We start from the raw sequence: 20,988 nt of genomic DNA, 5'->3' as shown, positions 1-20,988 counted from the left end.
GGGGACAACGGGGAGGTGCGCACCGCTGACAGTCTGCAACCGGGGTAGCTCGGTCTTTTGCCTAAACCGCAGAGGATCGAGATGCCGACAGAGAGACTGTCCATGCGCCACATTCGCGAAGTTCTACGCCTGCACTTTAGCGTCGGCATGTCGCAACGCGCCGTTGCCCGCAGCCTCGGTCTGGCCAAGGGCACGGTCAGCAAGTACGTGAACCGAGCCCGCCGCGCCAGCCTGACCTGGCCTTTGCCGCCGGAGCTGGATGACGACGTCCGGCTCGAGAACCGCCTATTTCCACCGCCTTCCGATCGGCCCAACGACGAGCGTCCGCATCGGGATTGGGCGCTTGTGCATCGCGAGCTGCGGCGCCCGAACGTCACGCTGATGCTGTTGTGGGAGGAGTATTGCGACGCAAACTCCGACAGCTTCAGCTATGCGTGTTATGTTGCGGCCGGATTTATGTTGTCGCTGCTGAGCGAACCAAGGATTTCGCCAACTCTCCTCGGCTCGCTCCGCAACGTAAGAGTGTGACCTTTCGGCCTACAGGGCCTTCAAGAAGGCCATCAACGACGGGAGAGAGGGTTGTCGAGGCGGCGGCCTCAGGCTGCTGATATCGACCCTGTCTAACGCCTCTGCTTTCATCTCCAGGTCGACTTCAACATAGATGTGCGTGGTGTCTAATGACACGTGGCCCAGCCAAGCACGGATCGTGTTGATGTCGACGCCGGCGCGCAGCCTGCACGGCCGTTGTGTGCCGAACCGTATGTGGGCTCACGCGCTTCATCGCCAACGTCGGGACCGTTTCGCCCGCCATAGCGGCATATTGCGTCACGAGACGGTGTATTCCGAAGCGCGTCAAAGGTTGGTTCGTCCGCCCGAGAAAGACCCCTTCACTTTTGTTCCGGTCGGCTACAAGGCGAGTCAACGAGGTTGCCGTCGTTGACCACAGGGACAGATTCTGATCTTGTTTCCCTTGCCGAGAAGCCGCACTGACGGGGACGCCCCCAGTTGGAGATTGCCGACCGTCAATTTTGCTGCCTCATCGGCGCGAGCACCGCTGTTGTATAGGAAAAGCAGCAGAACATGGTCGCGCACCCCAAGACTCGTGCGTCGGTCAAGTTGGTTTAGCAGCGCGTCCATCTCGGCCTTTTCGAGGTATCCGATCGCTGTCTTGGCCGTCTTCTTGAACGGCACTGCCCGTATCTCGGAACACCAGGCCAAGTGGACCGGCGAACGCGTCCCGATAAAGCGCGCCAGTGAATGGATGGTCGCCAGCCGTTGGTTGCGGGTAACCTCGCTGCACTGGCGATCGCGCTCCAGGTGGTCCAGGAACTTGCGGACGACTTCCGGCGTCAACTCTTCCACGTCATGCGATCGATGGCGCAGCCTCCCTGCTTGCTGGCAAACGGCAGCAACAATGTCAGCGTGTCGCGGTAGCTGGCTTCGGTGTTGTGGGAAAGATTGCGCTCGGCGACCAGATGTTCCAGCAAGAACCGCCGGATCCACGGACCAAGCAGGCTCTTATCCTTCATGGTCGGCCTCCATCGCGTACAGAGCAAAGCGCTCGCTGGCCGCCTGGAGGAGATCCGGCGTCATCTGCAAATAGCGCTGGGTTGAACGGCTATCGATGTGGCCAAGGTAGGTTGCGAGTTGCGGAAGTAGTCGCTGCACCTCCTGGCCGGAGCGATACCATGCGATCACCCGGTGCACCGCGGCTGTGTGGCGAATATCGTGCAGCCGTGGAGGTCGAGGCTCGCCGACAGGGCAACTGAGTCCGGCGGCTCGGCGGACATGCTGAAACCAGGAGATGACCCGCACATAGTGCCAGGGTCGACTGCCGCGCGTAGTGAATAATGGAGATTCTTGTCCGCGCGGCAACCCTGATGCCTTGACAGCCGCGACCTTCAATCCGGCCCGCAGCCTGTTCACGACAAGCGTGGCAAGCGCCTCACCTTCCACGTCTTCGGCGATCATAAGCAAGGGCTTGCCGCTCTGCACGACCGCTTCCAGCAACGGCAGCATCGGTTGCAACACCGCAGCAAATTCGATGAGATTGCAGGCCGGCTGCGATCAGCGGCCGGTGCAGATGTCTGGGATCAGTTGTTCAACGGTGCGCGGCCCCTTCCTTTCGATGGGGGCGGCACGTTAAGGATCGATCAGCCGAAACGATGAAAGCCGCGAGATGGTCGCTGAATGTGTTCTTCCGGGTGGCCAAAGATTGGCTGCCATTGGAATCATCTGGAGAGAAGAGAAAGCTACGTTCACGATGAAGAGGGAGCGATGGCGATCCTCCAATGGAATGACGAGAGAAGAGCGACGTGATGGACAGCTGCACGTTCAGGAGAGCTCATTAACGGTCAGACTATTTAGTCAGAAAGCGCGGGTATACGAAGGCGCCTTGATCATTTCGGCGTCCTTTTCGCTAACGGCTTCAGCGCGAACAACTCGTACCACGAGGCGCGCTACTTGTTTGGTTATGCTTGCGACTATCACTTTTGCCTTTTCGCCATCGAGCAGAAAGCGGGCATGTTGCGACAACATGTCCTTTGCATTTGCAAATCGCCTCTGATCGGCAACGTTCAGCGCTAAATCGCGATGTTCCTGCGAGATAATTGTGGGGCGTCGGAACATGAGCTGGCGACCAATTCCGCTCTTTGGCTCGCCTAGATGTGGGAAGGCATCGACACGCGGTGTCCACAACTGAGCTGGTCACTGAGAAGCGCGGATTGAGTACGACATCGAGCAGATTGCTTTTTTTGGCGAAGGCCCAGCGCTTCAAATCTGTGATTCACCACCTCGCAATGTTGCCGCCCTGAAGAAGGCACTGGCAGCCGAGCACGTGATGCCTTTGGAGATCGCAGCTGAATGCTTGGCGCTAGGTGTCAGAAGTTGTTCTGTGTTTGAGAATGGAGTATGTGCCATGGTCCTTCTGAGCACCCGAATCCTGGAAATCACCAAGAAATTGCGGGAAGGCGTGCGATTGCTGAGGGGGTCTTTTGCATCTTGGAAAGCGGGCTGCCGTCGAGCTGTAGCGTCTTACCGAGCGAAGAAAACTCCTGCGCGCGACGTGAGAGTTAGAGCTGCGGTTGAGCAGGTTCGGAGCGGCGAAACCATCGTGTCCAGCGGAGTTGCGGCAGCCAACCGTCTCGGTTGGACGACGCAGGTCGTTGTTCGGGAGGTTTATCTAAGGTACGGTCTTTCGCGTGAGCCTTACATCGGCAAGCAGATGGTGGAACTCAAGCATGCGTCCGGTTTGCAGCTAGTGCTTGCAAACGGTGGAGCAGGTGCGGGGGTCCGCGGCGCTTGCCGGGGCCGCGCCAAGGCAAGACAAGCGCTGCGGTCCGTCAGCCAGAAACTCACTCCGGCTGAATCGCTCGGGCACAGCGTGCTGCAGGATGACGCAAGTCAAATGGCTCTTTCCGCGAACTTCGACAGTGATCTCGCCGCCTTTCGCGCTTCGGATGCTGGTCCAGTTGGTCGACTTCCATCGTCGCCTTAGGGAGCTCCCGCATGAGCCGAGCAGCGCCGGCTTCTAGATTGGTGATCCGTTGCACTTGCTGCGCACGCAAATTCTCTCGGCGCCGGCCGCACGCAGAGGCAAACTGCAGTACGCCTACTGCAGCAAAGGTGGCATCAGAGGGTGAGGCCGCGATCATTGAGCACCTTGTCTCTTAGAGCGCCCTTGATCTCACGGGCGATTTGTTTACGAACTGCGGCACCCAATTCCCGCTTGGCATCCTCGACGAGGCCAGCTTCAGCCTCTGTCAGGCCTCTGTCGGCCAGCTGTTGCTCAAGTCGGCTGTCGAACTCGTTCCCCATTGCAGCAATGAGCTGGTCCTGCGCCATGGCGTGGTCTTCGGGTGCGATGCGACGCACCACGTCGTCCCAAGGTTGCCAGTCCACCGCCAAATAATCGGCGAATTCCGCCGCCTCCCTGTTCCGGACGGATGTCTCTGCGAAATCAACGTCAGCGTCGGTGACGCCGGAGACTTCAAAGAAGCGCATGTCCGGCGCGACGTGCTGCAGTCCCAGCCGTTCGCGTAGCTTGTTTTGATAAGCAAGAAAGACCTCAATGGCGTCGATGCCTTCGACGTTGTTGCCCGAGCCTAGCGACTGAACCTTCTCGCGCGCAATTCTCTCCAGCGCGTCCAGGCGGAACATGACCCGGCCCAGATCGACGAGATCGGGAAGTCGAGCCTTGTCGTTATAGGCGCCGTTCTCGACGTCTGCGATGAGGCGTGCGGTCTGCATGCCGTTCCAGGTCAAAGTTCTGCGATCCTCGCAGCTCTGGTTGGCGTCCAGGGCCAGTTGGAAGTAGCGCGTAACCAATTGCGGGTTTTTCGCTGCCCCCCGCAGATCATTGGCCACCGACTGCCGGAATTCTTCATTCTCAGCGTTCACGGAGTCGAACAGTTTGCCAAGGAAGAGCGCGTATTCCCGGGCGCCCGGCTCTTCAGCAACGCTCTGCCAAACCGCCAGGACCTCTTGATCGCCGTCCTGTGGATTGCCCCGGAGCCAGTCTGCGACCGTTTCAATGAGAGCATCGGCCTCTTCATCGTCTGTCCCGGACCATTCACTAACGTCATTGCGTGGAAGGTAGACGGTCGGACCGACATAGCCTTCGGCGCTTAGGACTGTATCCAGGTTCGTCAGCACCTGTTCGGGCAGCGGATTTTGAGTCGCATATATCCTGCTACTGGCGCCTAGCCGCGTCAGCAGGTCCTCGGGCAGGCTCGTCAACTGGTTTTGGCTGGCGTCGAGAAGCTCCAGTGAAGCAGGGAGGGCCTCCGGCAAACGCGTTAGTTCGTTTTCGCCGACGTCGAGATACCGGAGCCTGGCAGGAAGAACCTCCGGCAGATTCGTCAACTGATTGTTGCGGGCGTAGAGAAGCCGGAGCGAAGCAGGGAGGACCTCGGGCAGGTCTACCAATTGATTGTAGTTGAGGTCGAGAAACTGCAGCGCAGCAGGTAGGACCTCAGGCAAGTTCCTCAGCCGGTTGGAGCTCGCGTCAAGACCTCTGAGCTCGGTCGGAAGCGCGGGCAGGCTGGTCAGCTCATTGCCCCTAAGGTCAAGACGCTGGAGCGAAGGAGGGAGGCTATCCGGCAGACTTGTAAGCCGATTGAAGCCTACATCCAGGACGACGATGGCGTTCGGAAGTGGAGGTAGGCTAGTAAGCCTCAACGCTCCGAGATTCAGTCTGGCGGCCTCACCCCGAGCGTTCAGTCGTCTTACAGCTTCTTCCCGATTCTCAAGCGGGCCCGTCTCCGATTCGGTAGCCCAATTCTCAAGCACCTCGTGGTCAACGTCCTCTGCATGGGCTGAGCCCCCGGAGTTTGCTGCGTAGCCTGTCAGGAATGCGTCCCACTGCGCCTCCGGTCCGCTTTGCTCGGCCTCTTGTCTGGAAGATGTAGAACGGAAGAAGCCTCCGCCGCCGGGCTGAATTTGTCTTCTCTCAAAAGGATCCATCTTACCCTCCTTACGAAACTGAGTAGACTCAGTCACGGTGGCATGCTCTAGCACCTAAGATACTTAGCTTTCGAAAAGCTGACAGACTGTCCAGCGCGGCGGCGATGGCCGCGTTCGCCTCGGCCAGCGAGAAGAAGGTCTGTCGGCGAAGCCGCCCCAGGATGTAGGTCTGGGCAAAACGCACCCCGGCTTCCACTTTTGCCTTATCCCGGGGTTTCGCCATCATCCCGTAGCTGCGATTGATTTCAGGATCGTAGAACGAAGCCCTGTGCACGCCGGACTTCAAATTGTCGGGAACGATTAGGCGTGGCACCCCGCCAAAGAACCGGAACATGCGGACATGGGCCTCGATCCAGTCCGGAAGTGTCTGCGTCCAGGTCGCCTCGGCGTAAGTATAATTTGAGGCGCCAAGCACGGCGACGAAGATTTCCGCGTCGCGCACAACCCCGGTTTCGCGATCGACGATCATGATTTCCTTGCCGGAGTAACAACAAAGACCTTGTCACCGGCCGGATGGTCCTGTCGCATCGTCGGAGACAGACGCCGCTCGAACTCCCGGAATAAATCGCAGAACCGCGAAATATGTTCACGATTACATATTAGAGAGCGTTTTTAGATTGGCGGCGCGCAGCACCCAACATGGGCACTCGCGAGGGGCACCGGTAATCTAAAAACGTGTTGGACGAAGCCGCGGGCACGCTGCTGCAGCTATGGGTGTTGAATCACTGCGCCGTTGTTTGTGAACGTCGTGATCTGGACTGGAGACAAGTCCAAAGCGGACATTATCACGAAAGTACTGGGTGGAAGCGAGATCTGGGAAGCGAAGTAGCCGAAAATGCGAAGCGCCGGAGGTTTGACGTCGGAAGAACGACAACAGGGTTCAGGCGGCGGTGGTGGTGCCTTAGGGATTGGGCGCGGCAGCAGCTCCAGCGGGCTGGTCGCCGCGCAGACTTTGTTCGTGGCTATCCGGAGCTATTGCGCGGTTGTGGACAGGCTGCGATGGCCAAGCAAGAGCTGGATGGTGCGAAGATCGGTGCCGGCCTCGAGTAGATGAACGGCGAAGGCATGCCGCAGCGAATGCGGTGTCACGGGCTTGGCAAGGCCCGCTAACCGATGCGCCTTGCTGCAGGCGTCCTGCACCGCGTTGGTCGATATCGGCTCGTTGGGGATACCGCCGGGAAACATCCACGTGCTCGGCCGGACGGCGCGCCAATAGTCGGTCAGTGTCTCCAGCAACCGTGCCGAGAGCATGACGTAACGGTCCTTCTTCCCCTTGCCTTGATCGACGCGTAGCACCATCCGCCGTCGGTCGATGGCCCCCGGCTTTAGGCGTACCGCTTCGGAAATGCGCAGACCGGCGGCGTAGCATGTTGTCAAGATCACTTGATGCTTGAGGCTCTCCACGCAGCCGAGGAAGTGCAGTACCTCTTCGGGGCTGAGGATGACGGCGAGCGTCTTGGGCGCCTTTGGACACGGAATGATAAGGTCGAAATCCCATTCGAAGCCGAGCGTGATACGGTACAAGAAACGGAGCGCTGAGACGGTCACGTGGATCGACTCGGCGCCAACTTCTTCTCGTTCGTCAGATAGACTTGGTAGGCGCGGACATCTTCCGGCCCAAGCAAAGCCGGCGACTTCGCAAAATGGCGGGCGAACTGCGAAAACTGCAGCAGATAGGAATCCTGCGTATACGGTGACAAGTTGCGGATCTGCATGTCGTTTATCATGCGTAACCGAAGCGGGGTCATTGAAGGCTCCTTGGCAAAAAAACGAAAACTGTCCGAGGGCAGCAACGCCATCTTGCTCGAAGCCAAGCCTATGAACGCTGCAAATTACGTCTCACCATGGCACGCCAAAGCAGTTACACTTGCTTCAGCCGCATTCCTTCATCCGACGATGGGCCACTCTTGCCGAGTGTTCTGCCGCGGAGCGGCTTCGTCCAATTCGCGTTATGTTGCGGCCAGATTTATGTTGTGCAAGGAGCGATAATTGCGGGGAGCGTGAACACTGTGGGCATTGTTCACGCAACATAATTCGACGTCTGGGTAGCGAACCATTTGTCCAGTGGAGGCTCGCTATGGAGTCGTCCGTGAAGATCGGCTAAGCAATTGAGCTAGAATCGCATTTGTCGTTGCGGACTGTTTTGCGATTGCAGGATTGCGCCCTTGCTGGTGAGCTTCACCTCGTCATCGGCAAGGATTTCGAAGCCATCCCCGTTACGCTTGCGGATGGCGCGATGCCTGAGCGAGCGAAGACGGATGCTCGTCTTCGCCCGGGTAACGAACAAAGCCTTGCTATCATTGATCTTCTGCCACCAGTCGAAACGGCAATAGCCCTTGTCAAACACATAGGTGGTGGCGGGCTGGATTGGGGTCTGTCGGCCGATCTCGATGTCATTGACGTTCGCGGCCGTCATCTCGACGCAGGTCGGGACATCGCTCCTTGGGTCGTAGACGACATGCAGCTTCATGCCGCGGATGCGGCCGTTCCACGTCGCCCAACTGCAGACCTTGCCGAGCGGGATCGGACTGGCGTCGATCAGACGCACCATCTCCATGCCTTCACTCCGCAGCTGGCGACGCGCCATCGCCGACAGCGCCGCAAAGGTTTGCGCGAAAATGCCGATCGGACGGCGGGCATTGGCATCGGACAACGTCGAGCGCGACAGCTTGCCGGTTCCCAAGTGATAGTGATGCTGCGAATTGGCGTTGAAGCCAGTCACCACCCCGCGCAGACTGCTGTTGCCGCTAAGCTGGGCATAGATCAGCGCCACCAGATGATCCCAGCTCCTGAACGACTTGTCGTAGGCATCCCCGTCCAGACGATCCACAACCGTCTGAAACTGCCGTCGATTGATCGGTTCAAGCAGCCTTCCAAAAATGCTACCGCGATATCGCATGCTCGGCCCTCTGTGTCTCGACAACCAGAAAAGACCGATTTGCCTCGGTCCTGCCGAGCATGCACCGCGACACAGTGAATCATTCCCCGGACACCCCTGCATGCTCCGGAGGTGGAGTGCATCGGCAAGGGTAAGGCCAGCGCTCCTTACGAGTTCGGGGTGAAGGCCTCCATCGTCACCAACAACCGCCGTGCTCCTGGGGGCCTGTTCGTGCTGCACGCCAAGGCGCTGCCCGATAACCCCTACGACGGTCACACCTTGCGGGACGCCATCGACCGCACCGAGACACTCACCGGCTGTGCGATCGAGCGCGCCTATGTCGACAAGGGATACCGCGGCCACGACGCGCAAGATCCCCGTCGCGTCTTCATCTCCGGCCAGAAGCGCGGCGTCTTCGGTGTCATCAAGCGCGAGCTGCGCCGCCGCTCCGCCATCGAGCCCATCATCGGACACCTGAAGGCCGAAGGTCACCTCGGCCGCTGCTACCTCAAGGGCCGCCCAGGAGACGCCGCCAACGTCGTCCTCTCAGCCATGGGCCACAACTTCCGCCGCATCCTCGCCTGGCTCAGGAAGCTCTTGCGCTTCATCCTGATCGCTCTTTGGCCCGCCTTCGCAACCCCAGTCGCCCTCGACCCCGCTTGACGGACGACTACCGAATTTATGCCACGTGCAATGGTGACGCGCCGAGCGCCTCCTGCCGATTGCCGATGCCGCATCTTCATGAAGGCGACGGCAGCAGAGCGCTGAATCGCCGAAGCCGCAGCGTTGGAGAGCAACTGCTGGCGGAAGACTCCATTGCTACCGATTGCGATGCTATTCGTCGCATTATTTGCGGAGAATGCGAATTCTCGAATTCTCCTAGCGGACATCTATCCGGCCATGAATAGGGCAAAGATAGAGCTGTAGTTGACATTAAATTGCTGGTATTGCTACAAAAATGAGCACTCACAAACCGGACAAAGAACCGGCCAAATCAGCGGTCCCAGACAGAGGTGAAAGCACCGGCCTGATGGAACCGATGCTTGTCTCCGAAAGCTCGGGACGCCGAACCCAGCTCGCCGACCTCTCGGTCGAACTGGCGGCAAAGTCGGCCGCTTTCAGGCACAGCCTGCCCAGGGGTGTTCTGATCTCCCTGGCTAGGCTCGTACGTTCGATGAATTGCTACTATAGCAACCTGATCGAGGGGCACGACACTCACCCGATCGATATAGAACGCGCACTCAAGCACGACTACAGCGCCGACCCCAAGAAACGCGACCTGCAAGAGGAAGCCATCGCCCATATCGCCGTCCAGGAGTGGATCGATGAGGGAGGCCTCAATGGTCGCGCGACGATGCAGGACGGCATCATCGAAGTCCATCGCCGCTTCTGCGAGTTGCTCCCGACAGACCTGCTTTGGGTCGAGAATCCGGACACCAAGGAACGTGTCGAGGTCGTCGCTGGCAAGCTGCGCGACCGCGACGTTGCGGTGGGCCGCCATGTGCCGGTCAGCCCGGGCGCCCTGCCGCGCTTCCTCACCCGCTTCGAGGAGTCGACGCAATCGTCGCCTCGGCCTGCGCCCACCACCGCCTGCTTTGGATTCACCCGTTCCTGGATGGAAATGGCCGCGTTGCGCGGCTCATGTCCTATGCCATGCAGCGGGAAACGCTCGACACCGAGGGCTTTTGGTCCATCGCGCGCGGCCTTGCCCGCAACGAGGCGACCTACAAGCAACATCTTACTGCCTGTGACATGCAGCGCCGCAACGATCTGGACGGTCGCGGCACGCTAAGTGAAGAAGCATTGGCGGAATTCGCGATCTTCTTTCTGCAGACCTGCATCGATCCGGTCACCTTCATGCAAGGGCTCGTGCAATCCGATCATCTCCGCAACCGCATCCTGATCTGGGCCGAAGAAGAAACACGGGCCGACCGCCTGCCCCAAAAATCAGGAGCCATTTTGGAAGCGATCCTCTTCCGTGGTGAACTTCCGCGCGGCGATGCCGCTGCTTTACTGCAAACAAGCGAGCGCAGCGCCCGCAGGGTTACATCGGCCCTCCTTGAAGCGGAAATTCTAACCTCCGAAAGTCCGCGGGCGCCGCTACATCTCGCCTTCCCGGCGCGGCTCGCGTCGCGTTGGATGCCGGGACTGTTTCCCAGGTAGGATTGCGCGGCAATGACAGCGAGAAATCAATTACCTCGCATGGGCCGGGCGAGCGACCCGCTAAGGCCGGTAAAACGGCTTCGCTGTCACGATCTTTACCAACTCGCTTTGCGCGAGGGAGTAATGTCGCCGTAGTGCTCACCTAGCGTCTCACTTCGCCAGTCCTCAAATCACGTCCGGGAGTGCCGCGGCGCATCATTATTAGGTGCGGCGATAAGCGATGCCAGATTTCAAGGTCATTGCTCGCCTGCATTTCGACGAACAGACCATGTTCGTCGGTGCGAATAACACGCCCAGCGGTATCAGATGTGGTCGCCAAGACAGTCTTGGGTCTCTCGGTGAGCTGGCGCCGCACAAGACCTCCATCGCCGTCCCGTAGAAGGAATGCGAGGAGAACACGTCGAGGCAGAACTTGTGCAGCGCCGATTGGAGGGCGATGGAAGGCGTGGTCGCCAGCTTGTCGCGCAGCGCCAGCGTGCGCTCCTCCGTAAGCTCGGTCAGGACGATCCGGCAGCGTCTTTATCGTATCATCATCCTTGCGATCGGCCGAGCCGTGCGGCCGATCAGCTCAATGCCAATAACTTGCTTCGACGGCGGCGTACTCATCTGCTGATGCCTTTATAAAGGAGAGAGATTTTTCTGCGGATATCGAGTCCGACTACGCGATCGTCTGGCATCGGCTTCGCGGCACACAGCGCCTCGCCGTAGGTCTGCGAACAGGATAAGCTAAGGCGCCCCGCCCCACAGGCTACCGGGCCGGAAGGCTGGCGACTGCTGACCATCCGATAGGACCTCGTGCGGCTCACCTCCAAATGTCGATGATCCAAAGTCACTTCGGCGCGCTCGGCTCGACAGCATCCCCGACGGGAGGCCGATGACGTAGGCGTGACGGAATAGATCGGAGCCAATGTCGTTCCGTCCGAGCGCCAGCAGCTACGCTGCGGCTTCGTCAGCTTTTCGAAAGCTTGCTCTGGTAGGATGTCTGCTTAGGTGATCTTGGATGTGAGGCAACGTGGACCCGCACAATTGTGACCCATCAAATGTAACATTTTGGTCGCAGGTGCAGCATGCCACCTCGGAACAGCAGCATGAGGGTTCGGCGAGACAAAAGGCGTTTGAGCCGTTCTTGGCGACGGCGCTCCCAGCCAGCACCGGTACCTGTCCTCATCAGTCTGAAGACCGGCGCCGAATTGATGACGCGACTAATAATGCTGCGGCTCGGAATGATTAAAAGCAGTATCTACCGAACGTCGCCGATCGCGGGCATGTTCTCCGCTTTCGACGTCAAGCGTTTGATCCGCGCAATCAGCAATCCTATCGCTCACGTCAACGAATTCTAATAACCGAACGATGAAGGCGCCGTTGAGCAATCTTCGCGTTTGCTGCGAGCCGGCTGCTCGCAGCGCGATTCCGCCCAAGGCCCCCTCAGAGGACGACGAAAGTTTCATTGAAATGGTGACTCGTGCCAATAGGCGCAGCGAGACCGCCCTTGACCAGCATCGCCCTGCCCTTCGCAGATTCTCCGAGGCGCTTATTCTAGAGGGCCAGACGATATCTGGACTGGACCACGACTCGCGGATCAGGTCCGCTCGGAGGCTGTTCCCGCGCGACAAAAATCTCATCTCCGCGTTAAATTTGTTTCGTGCTGCGGAGCTCTGCGCTAAATTTGGTTCGTGATGCGGAGCGCGCCTTCCGGTCCAGGCGCTTCTTCGAGCGGGCAGCTGAGCATTGCGGCCTTGACCGAGTAGTCTTCTGTAGTCATTTGCACGGCTACGGTCGGGTTGGGCGACACGGCACGTGACCACCTATTGCACTTAAGAGCATGTCGCTCTGATGGAAACTCGCTGTTGCGGTGGCGTTGGAACCTACCGTCCGACCTAGCTGGGACGATCGGCTCGCTCTGTCCGAAATCAGATGACGGGCGATATTCAGGTACGGCGCATCGGCGCCGACGAAGTGGATAAGCGTTTGGAGCGTCTCGCCGACATCCTCATTGACTGCGTCGCCACGGCCAGTCGCTCAGCTTTCTGCCACCGCTAACTCGACGACGTGCGCTGGCGTATTGGCGTAGCATCGCGGACGCGGTCGTTTGCAATGGATGCGTAGCTGCGGAAGATGGTGCAGGTCGGATTGTTGGCACAACCCACATGGTACCTGCCGCGTCAATTGCATCGCGCTCGAGTCGTCAAAATCCTGGTTGAAGGAAGTGCACGCCGTCGCAGCATCGGTCGCCGGCTGCTCGCGGCTGTCAGCGAGTTAGCACGAAAGGAGGGAAGACGTTGTTGACGCTCAGCACTACCACAGGTTCTGCTGCCGAGCGTCTTTACGCCAGCGAGGGATGGCGGCGGGAGGGTATCATACCCGGGTGTGTCCTCGCCCCTGATGTGCGAGCCAGGCGAACGATCGCCATAAACTTTCGTATCGTTTCGCACCCCCCTTGAGGTGCCCAATCTTTACCAACGTCCAATTGAGCCGCTGATCACGATCCTCTTAGCTGCATGTGCGACTGGCCACAGCGAGATCTCATTCGTCTTCGCGGGCGTCGTCAACTGATAGCTAATCAGGAGGTCGCGAATTCTATTTTTTATGGGAAATGGCGGCCTTCGCCGAGACGTGGATGGAGATACTGATGGAACCATTCGAGCTTGCGTGGTGCGAGTTCGAATACCAACGCGCTCTCAGATGCCTCGAAGAGAGGGAGAACAGGGCGGACGACGCCTGATCCCAGATCGTGGAGATTCAGTCGGTTCTAATCCGTCATGCGAGAGGACCTGTGGGCCAAACTCTATGACAGCGCACGGCAACGCACGCCAAGAGCGGCGATACAGCGGTCGAAAGCTCGCCCACGGTCCCACTCAGAAGACCTCACCAAGCAGCGTAAAGGCGGCTTCGTGCACGATGCACCGATGGGTTACAAGACCGTCCGTTCGATTGCGGAAGAGGCAATTGTCGTTGCCTTCCGCAAGTTGTGAACCGCAAATTTATCGAGAAGACAGTGCTTGCACGGGCAATTTGTTGCCGTGACTTAATCAGAGCTTGGGCTTGACTGATGAGGCTGCGCGAATCTATATGCGCGTCGCAACAGAGTTCTGACCAAATTCAAAGCGACGCTCCGGATTTGAGCTTCAAGGCGCTTCTCGCCAGGTCGCCGGCTCATCCGGCAGTGCACGAGCGAGCAAAACACGCCCGTTAAAGGAAAGAAAGCAGCGGTTCAAGTGCTGACGGGCGACTTTTGTTATGCGAACATCGTGGGCGCGATGCACTTTGCCCAACGGCCAGCAACACTTCCAAGATAAGCCGGAGCGAAGGGCTACACAGTGGAGCCAGGGCTAGTCGCCTGCGTTACCTTGCACAACATCAGCCGCACGGTTTTCCCTCTGACCGATCAACGAACGCGCGAACGAGCTAGGGTATCGATTGCTTTAGGGGGTGACTGCTGATCTTGGATCTTGGAGGGCTGTCCACTTCATTCGGCCGCGAATACGCCACCCCGATTAGATTCTTAGAAATAAATAACTCGAACGAAAACGTGCGATTTGTCTTGGACACGTGTCCTGATCGCGCAAAGATATCAATTTCCACGTCCTGGAACTCAAGAAACTGGCCATCCATTGGAAAACACACCTTATATACCGCCTCTTTCAAAACGAAGAGATCCCGCCGCTTGAGCGTGTGTAGATCGTACATTCGCTGCTCATGAGGAGTGGCAATCAATTCGATCAGGTTTTCCGGCAGAGGTTCATTAGGCTCAATGTCGACGCCGAGAGCTGCAATGCTTTTCGTCCCTACAATAGCGGCGGCTGCTACTGTATCGTGGTGCGCCAAAGATCCGACCACGCCGGTTGGCCAGATCGGAACACCCGAGCGCGTCTTCAAGATCGCCATTGGTGGGAATCCCAATCGCTCAAGAAGTGTTCGGGCAGCTACTCTTGCGGCAGCGCTTTCGCGGCGGACTTTGGGAACGGCGCGTCCCATAGACATGACTTCGGAAGCGTACATTCGTCGCAGCGTTCTATCGGACGGATGCCGACCATGATGTTCTGTTGATCAATCGTAAAAATCTCCACTGTTTGGTCCCGCTAGCTTTTCGAACATCTTAGTGTCGATCAGAGGGGCGGCGGCCGCCCACATATGGACCGTTTCTGACCTGCGCCTGAATATGATCCGGAGGGAGTTAGAGTCTCGGGAGCTTTTGCAGAGAGACCGAAGTCTGGCCCACCGAGCCGCTTGCCGACTTGTGGGTTATTTGGGGCTCGAGACCGATCTTTGAACTCAGAATTTTTTCGAGAGAAAGTTCTTGTCTATTTAACAGTCCCGCTGAGCGCCCTTGAAATGGCCCGAGCCAGAACTTGCCGGTTTTCTGGATTGCTCACCATTGTCGCGTGGTTGCAATGCCGATACCGCATGATAAGTCCCAACCCTTGTTTGGCGAGTGCCTTGCGATGCAGTTGTTCGTCAGGTGGTAACCCAGGGCTGACAAGAAGCTCACTGCCATAAACTGATGTATCTCAATCGGGAGCGACGGAACTCGGCACGATTGTAGCGCCCGGTGAAATCTCGCGGCCCTTTGATACACCGAAACATCGCTGTGGAGATCGTGATCTGGAGGTAACACTCCTTTTGCTGCGCCTTTTCGAGCAACTCAGAAATGGAACATTGCTCCTTGTATCCTTCGAAAACCTCGCCGTATTCATCGCGCAAGATTCCGCAACTCTCCAGAATAAATTCTCGAGCCAAACTGATCTGTGAAGCGTTTGAAGAATCTGCAGGCGAACTAACATCGATGAACGCCATAAATGATACAACTTCGTCGATGCTCAGCAATCGCTCGACAATTGCATAAGCCAGGATTGCACCTGATGAGTATCCAGCAAAGCGGTATGGGCCCCGTGGCTGGATCTCTTTAATCGCAAGGATCGCCTCTGCGGCCATCGCCTCAAGAGTTCGTGAATAAACGTCATTGAAGGGCGGCCACGGCAGAGCGTAGACGGGGCAATCTACATCCATTTCCGCCACCAAACCGAGGACATAGGAACAATCTCCAAAACCTTTGGGGACAAAGAACAGCGGTGGCTGCGATCCGGTTGATCGAACGGAAATTATGACCTGCCACTGAACTTTCATCCAGCGGCAGTTAGAGTCTCGGTGGTTTGTACGCCAAGTGGCGCGGGTGGAGCAACGGACGATCGGCGGAGCTGGTCGGGGTTGCGCAGCCGAGCGTCCGTTGCGGTGAGAGTGGCGGCGTAGGCCGCGGGCGTGAGGTATTGCAGCGAGGAATGAGGTCGCTCGCCATTGTAGTCGGCGACCCATGCCGCGAGTTCGGTCCTGGTGTCGTTGAGATCGAAGAACAGCGTCTCATTGAGGAGCTCGTCGCGCATCCGGCCGTTAAAGCTCTCGACGAAGCCGTTCTGCATCGGTTTGCCCGGTGCGATGAAGTGCCAGTCGATGCCGGTTTCCTTGCACCAGGCGAGCATGGCGTTGCAGGTGAGCTCGGTGCCGTTGTCGGAGACGATCAGGCTGGGTTTGCCGCGGCGAGCGACAATCGTCGTCAGTTCCCGCGCCACACGCCGGCCCGAGATCGATGTGTCAGGAATGGCGCCCAGACATTCCTTGGTGACATCGTCGACGATGTTGAGGATGCGGAAGCGTCGTCCATTGGCGAACTGGTCGTGGACGAAGTCCAGCGACCAGCGCGCATTCGGCTTTGCTTCCACCAGGATCGGTGCCCGGCACCCCATGGCCTTGCGGCGAGCCCGCCGCTTGCGGACCGTCAGCCCTTCTTCCCGATAGATCCGGTAAATGCGGTTGATCCCTGATGGCTCGCCCTCCCGCCGCAGCAGGACGAACAGTCGACGGTAGCCGAACCGTCGGCGCTCGTGAGCAAGGTCGCGCAGCCGGGCACGAAGATCCGTATCCGGAGGGCGGCAAGATCGGTAACGGACCATCCTCCGATCCGCGTCGACGATCGTGCAGGCCCGTCGCTCCGACAGGCCCATCACGGCCTTCAGGTGCGCCACAGCGGCGCGCTTGGTAGCCGGCCCTACCGTTTTTGACAAAAACTCGCGCAGTGCTGCCGCGTCGAGCATCTGCTCGACCAGTACCTTCTTTCAGCTTCGCGTTCTCTTCCTCGAGCGACTTGAGCCGCTTGGCTTCGGACACTTCCATGCCGCCGAACTTGGCCTTCCAATTGTAGATCGTCGCCTCGGAGATCCCCGTGTTTGTGAGCCAGGTCTGTTGTCGTCGCTCCAGCCTCACGCTCCTTCAACACTGAGATAATCTGCTCTTTCGTGAACCTTGCTCGCTTCATCTGTCCGTCCTTGCTCAGGCCGGACTCTAACTCCATCTGGAGGTAATATTCAGGGGCAGGTCAATTACTCCGGGCTACTGGGCCGTGGCTCCACATGAATCTTTGATGCAAATTCCTTGAGAACAGGGGTTTGGAAGAGGTCGGCGGCGCTAAAGCTCAGCCCAAATTCTAATGCTCGACTGAGCATCTGCACGGCCAGCAGCGAGTGGCCGCCAAGTTCGAAGAAGTGGTCGTGGCGCCCGATGCGCTCGACACCGAGAAGCTCGGCCCAGATCCGCGCCAGCGCCGTCTCGACCGCGCCCTGCGGCGGCTCATAGGCCGCCAGCGCATAGGCTTCATCGGCCGGCGCCGGCAGCGCGTTGCGGTCGAGCTTGCCGTTCGGCGTCAGCGGCAGCGCCGCGATCGGCACGAACGACAGCCGGCACCATGTAGTCCGGCAGCCGGCTACTCAAGTGCGCGCGCAAGGCGCCCGCAAGCCCGCCTCCATCGCCCTCACCGGCCTCCGGCGCGCCGACCACATAGGCGATCAGATGCTTGTCGCCGGCGCGGCTCTGGCGCGCCACCACCACCGCCTCGCGCACGAAGGCGTGCTCGCAAAGCTTTGCTACGATCTCGCCCGGCTCGATGCGGTAGCCGCGGATCTTCACCTGGTCGTCGTTGCGGCCCAAAAACTCAAGATTGCCGTCCGGCAGATAATGCCCGAGGTCGCCGGTCCGGTACAGCCGATCACCCTCGACAAAGGGACTGGCGATGAACCGCTCGGCTGTCAGTTCAGGGCGTTCAAATAGCCCCGCGCAACCCCCGCCCCGCCAATGTAAAGCTCGCCTACCGCACCAAACGGCACAAGCGCGCCATGGCCATCCAGCAAGTACACCCGCGTGTTGGCGATTGGGCGCCCAATGTGAGGCATCTCGGGCCAACATGACGGATCAGCTGCAAGGTGGTGCTCGGAAATGACGCTGATTTCCGTGGACCCAAATTGATTGATCAATCTCGCGTTCGGGTGTGCCTCGAAGAAAACCTTAAGCAGTGCAGTGGCCTAATCGTTCGCCGGCTGTATAAAGCTCTCTTAAAGAGGGTAGCTGCACGCGCTGCGTGCTTCAGACTTCTGCAAGATGATTCAATGCCACGAATGGGAGGAAAAGCCGCTCGATCGCCTCCCGCTCTACAAACTCCAGCAAGTCGGAAAAGCGCCTCCGGGTCTCTTCCCGCAGGAGTACAAGTACTCCGCCGTCCTTCCAACAAATGAATAGTTCCTGGCAGGACACATCGAAGTTCAACGTCGCGAACTGAAGTGTACGCAGTTTTGACGTGCCAAACCCCGCCAGCGAATTCACAAGCGATCCGTGGGACATTTCGACGCCCTTGGGGATTCCCGTGGATCCTGAGGTGTAGATCACATAGGCAAGATGGCGGGATGTGAGCCCAAGCGTGCGCGGGTCAGGGTCCGAGGGCGGCCGCTCGCACCAGGCCCGGGTGCCAGTTTCCAGATCGACCACGCTGACATCGGCGAGTGCCTCGCCGCCCAATGCGGTTCGACCGGCGGCATCGCAAAGCAGCAGTTGCGGTGCTGCATCGCCGACAATCTGCCGCAGTCGCGCCGGTGGATAAGCTGGATCCAGCGGCAGATAGGCACCGCCCGCCTTCAGGATCGCCAAGACACCAACCACCATCGCCACGCTGCGTTCCAGGCAGATCGCCACCGGCTGGTCTGGCTTGACCCCGAGCTCGATCAGATGATGCGCCAGCCGGTTGGCCCGCGCATTGAGTTCGTCATAGCTCAATCTCTCCTTCTCATGGACCACCGCCACCGCCTCCGGTGCCTTTTGCACCTGCGCCTCGAACAGCTCATGGATGCGCAGCTCCGACGGATACGGCGCCTCCGTCCGATTCAACTCCTCCAGTAGATACGTGCGTTGGTCGGTCGACAGATTGTCGATGCGGCCGACCGGCTGTCCCGCATCGGCCTTGCCGTCATGTAACAAAGTTTGCAGATGCTGCGTCATGCAGTCGATCTTCGCCTTGCTCAATATGTCGAGCCTGCCGGGTCGTTGAGCTTGTGGCGCTCGGCTCCGTTAAGGGGCGGGTTGAAGATGCTGACGAGGATCAGGTCCTTGTCCCGCCCCCCGCGCAGAAGATGCTTGTCATGCTTGTCAAGCACATACAGGTCGCCCGAACGAATGGAGAAGACATTGCCGTCCATGTCCTCGACCTCGCCCTCTCCGGCGATGCAGTAGCAGGCTTCGAGATGATTGCGGTATTGCAGAAGCGAAACGGTGTTAGCGCGGACCACAGTGTGGCAGACGCTAAAACCCATGCCGTCCTTCTCCGTCAGAAGGCGGTGGCTCGTACCATTGCCCCAATCGACGAAGTGATCGGTCGCTTCAACATCGTGCAGGCTACGCACAATCATAGCGTTCGATTGCCGGATACGGTAAATTCATTGTTGCGGCAGCTGGAGGTCGTTGTACTGACCGGCAAGCGCGGCTCCCGCGCACTGCCGAAGCATCGGCTGCACCCAAAAGGCCTCCCGAGCCCTCGCCGGCGTCTAGACAAAGATATCGGCGTAAGGGTATTCCGCAGCCGCGTCGACGGCGTGCATGTACCACCTTGATGTTCCCTCTTCTTCGCGGTGCCGCCGCCTGCCTTGGTATGGTCGAGAATGCTGCTGGTGATGTTGCCGGCCAGACAAAGCGTTTCCGATCGCAGATTTGGCAAGTTGTTTCCTTCCTTCACTGTGCCTCGCGGCACGAATACAGCACCGCAGCCTCTCAGCGAACTGGAGCGAACCTCATGCCATGGTCGCACACAGATAAGAGATAGTGGCTGTTTCAGCTGGCTAGCGAGCGGAAAGGATTTGGCAAGGCAATGAAGCCAATCTGACAAACTGACAAGATATGGCCGGATGCGAGCAAGTCTGCGAGGGAGAACCGGTCGGACAGTGTCGGCTGACCTTTATCGTTGAAGATCCAACCATTGCCGGTGGCTAAGACTTCACGCTTTCTACTTGGCGCGTTCGAGCGGTGCGCGCGACGTGGAACTGTACCATCGTCGCGTCGAGCGACAGCGCGATCATCAGCAGCGACTTGTCTTCGACGAAGAGCGCTTATCCTTTTTTGATGCGAGCTTCTTCATGATTGACGCAATCCAGAGCATTGCGGCTGGCGGAATTAAGGACACACACGTTTCGCTCCTCTTCGACGGGATCTCTTACTGAGTGATTGTGCTTTCGCTCAGCTATGTTCGCTGCGCACTTAAGGAGGCGGCATGAGCCGACCGCTGCCCTCGGCGAAATCAGCTGCCGCCCTGGCATGCAGCCTCGCTGAATCGAATACCGGCAATTGTGTATGTTCGGGGCCGATGAGAAGACCAATCTCCGTGCAGCCAAGGATGAGCGCGTCGGCGCCTCGGTCGCGACCTCGCGCAATGATGTCGATAACTTCCTGGCGCGAGTGATCAGAAACCGTGCCGCGGCACAGCTCATTGAAAATGACAGCGTGGATCCGGCTGCGCTCGTGCTCCGCCGGTATGACCGGCGAAAGGTCGAACCGCTGCCGCAGGCGATCACAATAGAACGGCTGCTCCATCGTATAGCGCGTCCCAAGCAAGAGTGGTCGCTTGACGAAAGCGGCGAGCAGGGCCGCAGCGGTCACATCGACGATGTGGATGAGCGGCACACTCAACTCGGCAGCAACGATGTCGGCAATCACATGCATCGTATTGGTGCAGATCAGGATGCAGCCGGCGCCTGCATCGACCAACTGTCGGGCGATCCTCGCCAGATAAGCAGCGGCTTGCCTCCATTCTCCCGCCTCCTGAAGAGCGACGATATCGCCAAAGTCAACAGAGCGAAGCAAGATGTCTGCCGAGGCGAGACCGCCGCGGCGCTGACGGACGATTTCGTTGATTTCCTTGTAATAGATGGCCGTGCTTTCCCAGCTCATCCCTCCGATCAGCCCAATGGTTTGCTGCACTTTACGATCTCCACTTGATGTGAAGGCGACACAGGCGTGCCGCGCCTTCGGCGGCAAATAGTCGGCGTTGTTTCTCGCAATCTCAATGGAAATGCAAAATCAAAGGCCTTATCTCTGACGATGGCAAAAACTCTTCTCACCCGAGCTGCGAAGCCGGCTGAAAGGGCATGGCGTTGTGCAAACAATTCGGACAAGTTGCAGCT

The 20,988-nt window shown here is 58.7% G+C and carries 20 protein-coding genes and 6 pseudogenes; 8 read left to right on the top strand and 18 right to left on the bottom strand.

The annotated features are described in order from the left end of the window. Positions 1-102 precede the first annotated feature (102 nt). Entirely contained in the window at positions 103-528 is a 426-nt protein-coding gene (locus ACVW1B_RS02600) for a sigma factor-like helix-turn-helix DNA-binding protein (RefSeq protein ID WP_176731254.1), read from the top strand. A 390-nt stretch (positions 529-918) separates the two neighbouring features. Here ACVW1B_RS02600 and ACVW1B_RS02595 read toward each other — a convergent pair whose 3' ends face one another. The 4 genes from ACVW1B_RS02595 to ACVW1B_RS02580 form a co-directional block, all read right to left on the bottom strand. Then, positions 919-1,362 (bottom strand): tyrosine-type recombinase/integrase, encoded by a 444-nt coding sequence (locus tag ACVW1B_RS02595; RefSeq protein WP_253603449.1) that lies wholly within the window; start codon positions 1,360-1,362, stop codon positions 919-921. Then, a complete protein-coding gene (locus tag ACVW1B_RS02590; RefSeq protein ID WP_176731253.1) occupies positions 1,350-1,529 on the bottom strand; it encodes a site-specific integrase in 180 nt (59 codons plus the stop codon). The genes ACVW1B_RS02595 and ACVW1B_RS02590 overlap by 13 nt, the downstream gene beginning before the upstream one ends. Further along, positions 1,519-2,019 carry a site-specific integrase gene (locus ACVW1B_RS02585; RefSeq protein ID WP_176731251.1) on the bottom strand — a complete coding sequence of 167 codons (501 nt, stop codon included), beginning with the start codon at positions 2,017-2,019 and terminating at the stop codon, positions 1,519-1,521. Before ACVW1B_RS02585 ends, ACVW1B_RS02590 begins: the two co-directional genes overlap by 11 nt. Before the next feature lie 348 nt (positions 2,020-2,367). Continuing rightward, positions 2,368-2,628, bottom strand: a complete 261-nt coding sequence (locus tag ACVW1B_RS02580) for a hypothetical protein (RefSeq protein WP_069275652.1) — start codon at positions 2,626-2,628, stop codon at positions 2,368-2,370. 211 nt (positions 2,629-2,839) lie between these two features. Here ACVW1B_RS02580 and ACVW1B_RS02575 point away from each other — a divergent pair, with 211 nt between their 5' ends. Then, the gene (locus ACVW1B_RS02575; protein ID WP_375167293.1) at positions 2,840-3,496 is read left to right on the top strand and encodes a DUF6088 family protein; all 657 of its coding nucleotides are present in this window, start codon (positions 2,840-2,842) and stop codon (positions 3,494-3,496) included. A 134-nt stretch (positions 3,497-3,630) separates the two neighbouring features. Here the strand turns inward: ACVW1B_RS02575 and ACVW1B_RS02570 are convergent, their stop codons facing one another. From ACVW1B_RS02570 to ACVW1B_RS02555, 4 genes and pseudogenes are all read right to left on the bottom strand, one after another. Further along, the gene (locus ACVW1B_RS02570; RefSeq protein WP_253587806.1) at positions 3,631-5,463 is read right to left on the bottom strand and encodes an NEL-type E3 ubiquitin ligase domain-containing protein; all 1,833 of its coding nucleotides are present in this window, start codon (positions 5,461-5,463) and stop codon (positions 3,631-3,633) included. 64 nt (positions 5,464-5,527) lie between these two features. Further along, positions 5,528-6,042 (bottom strand): annotated as a pseudogene (locus tag ACVW1B_RS02565) (IS21 family transposase); the annotation flags it as partial. 297 nt (positions 6,043-6,339) lie between these two features. Continuing rightward, a pseudogene (locus ACVW1B_RS02560) lies at positions 6,340-7,211 on the bottom strand (site-specific integrase); the annotation flags it as partial. A 413-nt stretch (positions 7,212-7,624) separates the two neighbouring features. Next, a pseudogene (locus ACVW1B_RS02555) lies at positions 7,625-8,362 on the bottom strand (IS4 family transposase); the annotation flags it as partial. Between the two features lie 99 nt (positions 8,363-8,461). Here ACVW1B_RS02555 and ACVW1B_RS02550 point away from each other — a divergent pair. After that, positions 8,462-9,004: pseudogene (locus tag ACVW1B_RS02550) on the top strand (IS5/IS1182 family transposase); the annotation flags it as partial. Positions 9,005-9,335: 331 nt separating this feature from the next. Here ACVW1B_RS02550 and ACVW1B_RS02545 read toward each other — a convergent pair. After that, complete coding sequence (locus tag ACVW1B_RS02545; protein WP_210185738.1) at positions 9,336-9,842, bottom strand: hypothetical protein; 507 nt, start codon at positions 9,840-9,842, stop codon at positions 9,336-9,338. Between ACVW1B_RS02545 and ACVW1B_RS02540 the strand changes: the two are divergent. The 4 genes and pseudogenes from ACVW1B_RS02540 to ACVW1B_RS02525 form a co-directional block, all read left to right on the top strand. Beyond that, positions 9,758-9,976 (top strand): annotated as a pseudogene (locus tag ACVW1B_RS02540) (Fic family protein); the annotation flags it as partial. The gene ACVW1B_RS02545 and the pseudogene ACVW1B_RS02540 overlap by 85 nt on opposite strands. 6 nt (positions 9,977-9,982) lie before the next feature. After that, on the top strand, positions 9,983-10,504 hold the full coding sequence (locus tag ACVW1B_RS02535; protein ID WP_245313722.1) for a hypothetical protein: 522 nt from the start codon (positions 9,983-9,985) through the stop codon (positions 10,502-10,504). 220 nt (positions 10,505-10,724) lie between these two features. Beyond that, positions 10,725-10,883: a hypothetical protein gene (locus ACVW1B_RS02530; protein WP_176731252.1), complete on the top strand. Its 159-nt coding sequence runs from the start codon at positions 10,725-10,727 to the stop codon at positions 10,881-10,883. A gap of 1,535 nt (positions 10,884-12,418) precedes the next feature. After that, positions 12,419-12,544, top strand: coding sequence for a hypothetical protein (locus ACVW1B_RS02525; protein ID WP_256558526.1), 126 nt, complete (start codon positions 12,419-12,421; stop codon positions 12,542-12,544). Positions 12,545-13,909: 1,365 nt separating this feature from the next. Here ACVW1B_RS02525 and ACVW1B_RS02520 read toward each other — a convergent pair. The 8 genes and pseudogenes from ACVW1B_RS02520 to ACVW1B_RS02485 all read right to left on the bottom strand — a co-directional run bounded on the left by ACVW1B_RS02520 (position 13,910) and on the right by ACVW1B_RS02485 (position 19,224). Continuing rightward, positions 13,910-14,479: a 4'-phosphopantetheinyl transferase family protein gene (locus ACVW1B_RS02520; protein WP_245313732.1), complete on the bottom strand. Its 570-nt coding sequence runs from the start codon at positions 14,477-14,479 to the stop codon at positions 13,910-13,912. 510 nt (positions 14,480-14,989) lie between these two features. After that, the gene (locus ACVW1B_RS02515) at positions 14,990-15,628 is read right to left on the bottom strand and encodes a thioesterase domain-containing protein (protein ID WP_253603451.1); all 639 of its coding nucleotides are present in this window, start codon (positions 15,626-15,628) and stop codon (positions 14,990-14,992) included. After that, positions 15,625-16,811: pseudogene (locus ACVW1B_RS02510) on the bottom strand (IS3 family transposase). Before ACVW1B_RS02510 ends, ACVW1B_RS02515 begins: the two are co-directional and overlap by 4 nt. A gap of 64 nt (positions 16,812-16,875) precedes the next feature. Then, positions 16,876-17,220: a phosphopantetheine-binding protein gene (locus tag ACVW1B_RS02505; protein ID WP_069275751.1), complete on the bottom strand. Its 345-nt coding sequence runs from the start codon at positions 17,218-17,220 to the stop codon at positions 16,876-16,878. Further along, on the bottom strand, positions 17,147-17,479 hold the full coding sequence (locus ACVW1B_RS02500) for an AMP-binding enzyme (RefSeq protein WP_176731258.1): 333 nt from the start codon (positions 17,477-17,479) through the stop codon (positions 17,147-17,149). Before ACVW1B_RS02500 ends, ACVW1B_RS02505 begins: the two co-directional genes overlap by 74 nt. Positions 17,480-17,577: 98 nt before the next feature. Then, complete coding sequence (locus ACVW1B_RS02495) at positions 17,578-17,802, bottom strand: AMP-binding protein (protein ID WP_253587810.1); 225 nt, start codon at positions 17,800-17,802, stop codon at positions 17,578-17,580. Positions 17,803-17,911: 109 nt separating this feature from the next. Next, positions 17,912-18,841, bottom strand: coding sequence for an AMP-binding protein (locus tag ACVW1B_RS02490; protein WP_069275753.1), 930 nt, complete (start codon positions 18,839-18,841; stop codon positions 17,912-17,914). Next, positions 18,838-19,224 (bottom strand): ectoine synthase, encoded by a 387-nt coding sequence (locus tag ACVW1B_RS02485; protein WP_253587814.1) that lies wholly within the window; start codon positions 19,222-19,224, stop codon positions 18,838-18,840. The genes ACVW1B_RS02490 and ACVW1B_RS02485 overlap by 4 nt, the downstream gene beginning before the upstream one ends. 594 nt (positions 19,225-19,818) lie before the next feature. On the opposite strand from ACVW1B_RS02485, the gene ACVW1B_RS02480 reads away from it, so the two are divergent. Further along, complete coding sequence (locus ACVW1B_RS02480) at positions 19,819-20,028, top strand: hypothetical protein (RefSeq protein WP_069275755.1); 210 nt, start codon at positions 19,819-19,821, stop codon at positions 20,026-20,028. Positions 20,029-20,065: 37 nt separating this feature from the next. On the opposite strand, the gene ACVW1B_RS02475 is transcribed toward ACVW1B_RS02480, so the two are convergent. After that, positions 20,066-20,785, bottom strand: a complete 720-nt coding sequence (locus tag ACVW1B_RS02475; protein ID WP_081334949.1) for an aspartate/glutamate racemase family protein — start codon at positions 20,783-20,785, stop codon at positions 20,066-20,068. Positions 20,786-20,988 lie beyond the last annotated feature (203 nt).

The organism is Bradyrhizobium sp. USDA 4502, assembly GCF_054063355.1.
This window is presented reverse-complemented; position numbering and strand designations above follow the sequence as displayed.

Excerpts from the sequence above, each read along its gene's own strand:
- ACVW1B_RS02585 (WP_176731251.1), bottom strand. The coding sequence starts at position 2,019 with ATGCTGCCGTTGCTGGAAGCGGTCGTGCAGAGCGGCAAGCCCTTGCTT.
- ACVW1B_RS02575 (WP_375167293.1), top strand. The coding sequence starts at position 2,840 with ATGCCTTTGGAGATCGCAGCTGAATGCTTGGCGCTAGGTGTCAGAAGT.
- ACVW1B_RS02515 (WP_253603451.1), bottom strand. The coding sequence starts at position 15,628 with ATGAAAGTTCAGTGGCAGGTCATAATTTCCGTTCGATCAACCGGATCG.
- ACVW1B_RS02535 (WP_245313722.1), top strand. The coding sequence starts at position 9,983 with ATGTCCTATGCCATGCAGCGGGAAACGCTCGACACCGAGGGCTTTTGG.
- ACVW1B_RS02525 (WP_256558526.1), top strand. The coding sequence starts at position 12,419 with ATGACGGGCGATATTCAGGTACGGCGCATCGGCGCCGACGAAGTGGAT.
- ACVW1B_RS02545 (WP_210185738.1), bottom strand. The coding sequence starts at position 9,842 with ATGGCGGCCCACCGCAACGTCGCGGTCGCGCAGCTTGCCAGCGACGAC.
- ACVW1B_RS02580 (WP_069275652.1), bottom strand. The coding sequence starts at position 2,628 with ATGTTCCGACGCCCCACAATTATCTCGCAGGAACATCGCGATTTAGCG.
- ACVW1B_RS02570 (WP_253587806.1), bottom strand. The coding sequence starts at position 5,463 with ATGGATCCTTTTGAGAGAAGACAAATTCAGCCCGGCGGCGGAGGCTTC.
- ACVW1B_RS02485 (WP_253587814.1), bottom strand. The coding sequence starts at position 19,224 with ATGATTGTGCGTAGCCTGCACGATGTTGAAGCGACCGATCACTTCGTC.
- ACVW1B_RS02530 (WP_176731252.1), top strand. The coding sequence starts at position 10,725 with ATGCCAGATTTCAAGGTCATTGCTCGCCTGCATTTCGACGAACAGACC.
- ACVW1B_RS02600 (WP_176731254.1), top strand. The coding sequence starts at position 103 with ATGCGCCACATTCGCGAAGTTCTACGCCTGCACTTTAGCGTCGGCATG.
- ACVW1B_RS02590 (WP_176731253.1), bottom strand. The coding sequence starts at position 1,529 with ATGAAGGATAAGAGCCTGCTTGGTCCGTGGATCCGGCGGTTCTTGCTG.
- ACVW1B_RS02520 (WP_245313732.1), bottom strand. The coding sequence starts at position 14,479 with ATGGGACGCGCCGTTCCCAAAGTCCGCCGCGAAAGCGCTGCCGCAAGA.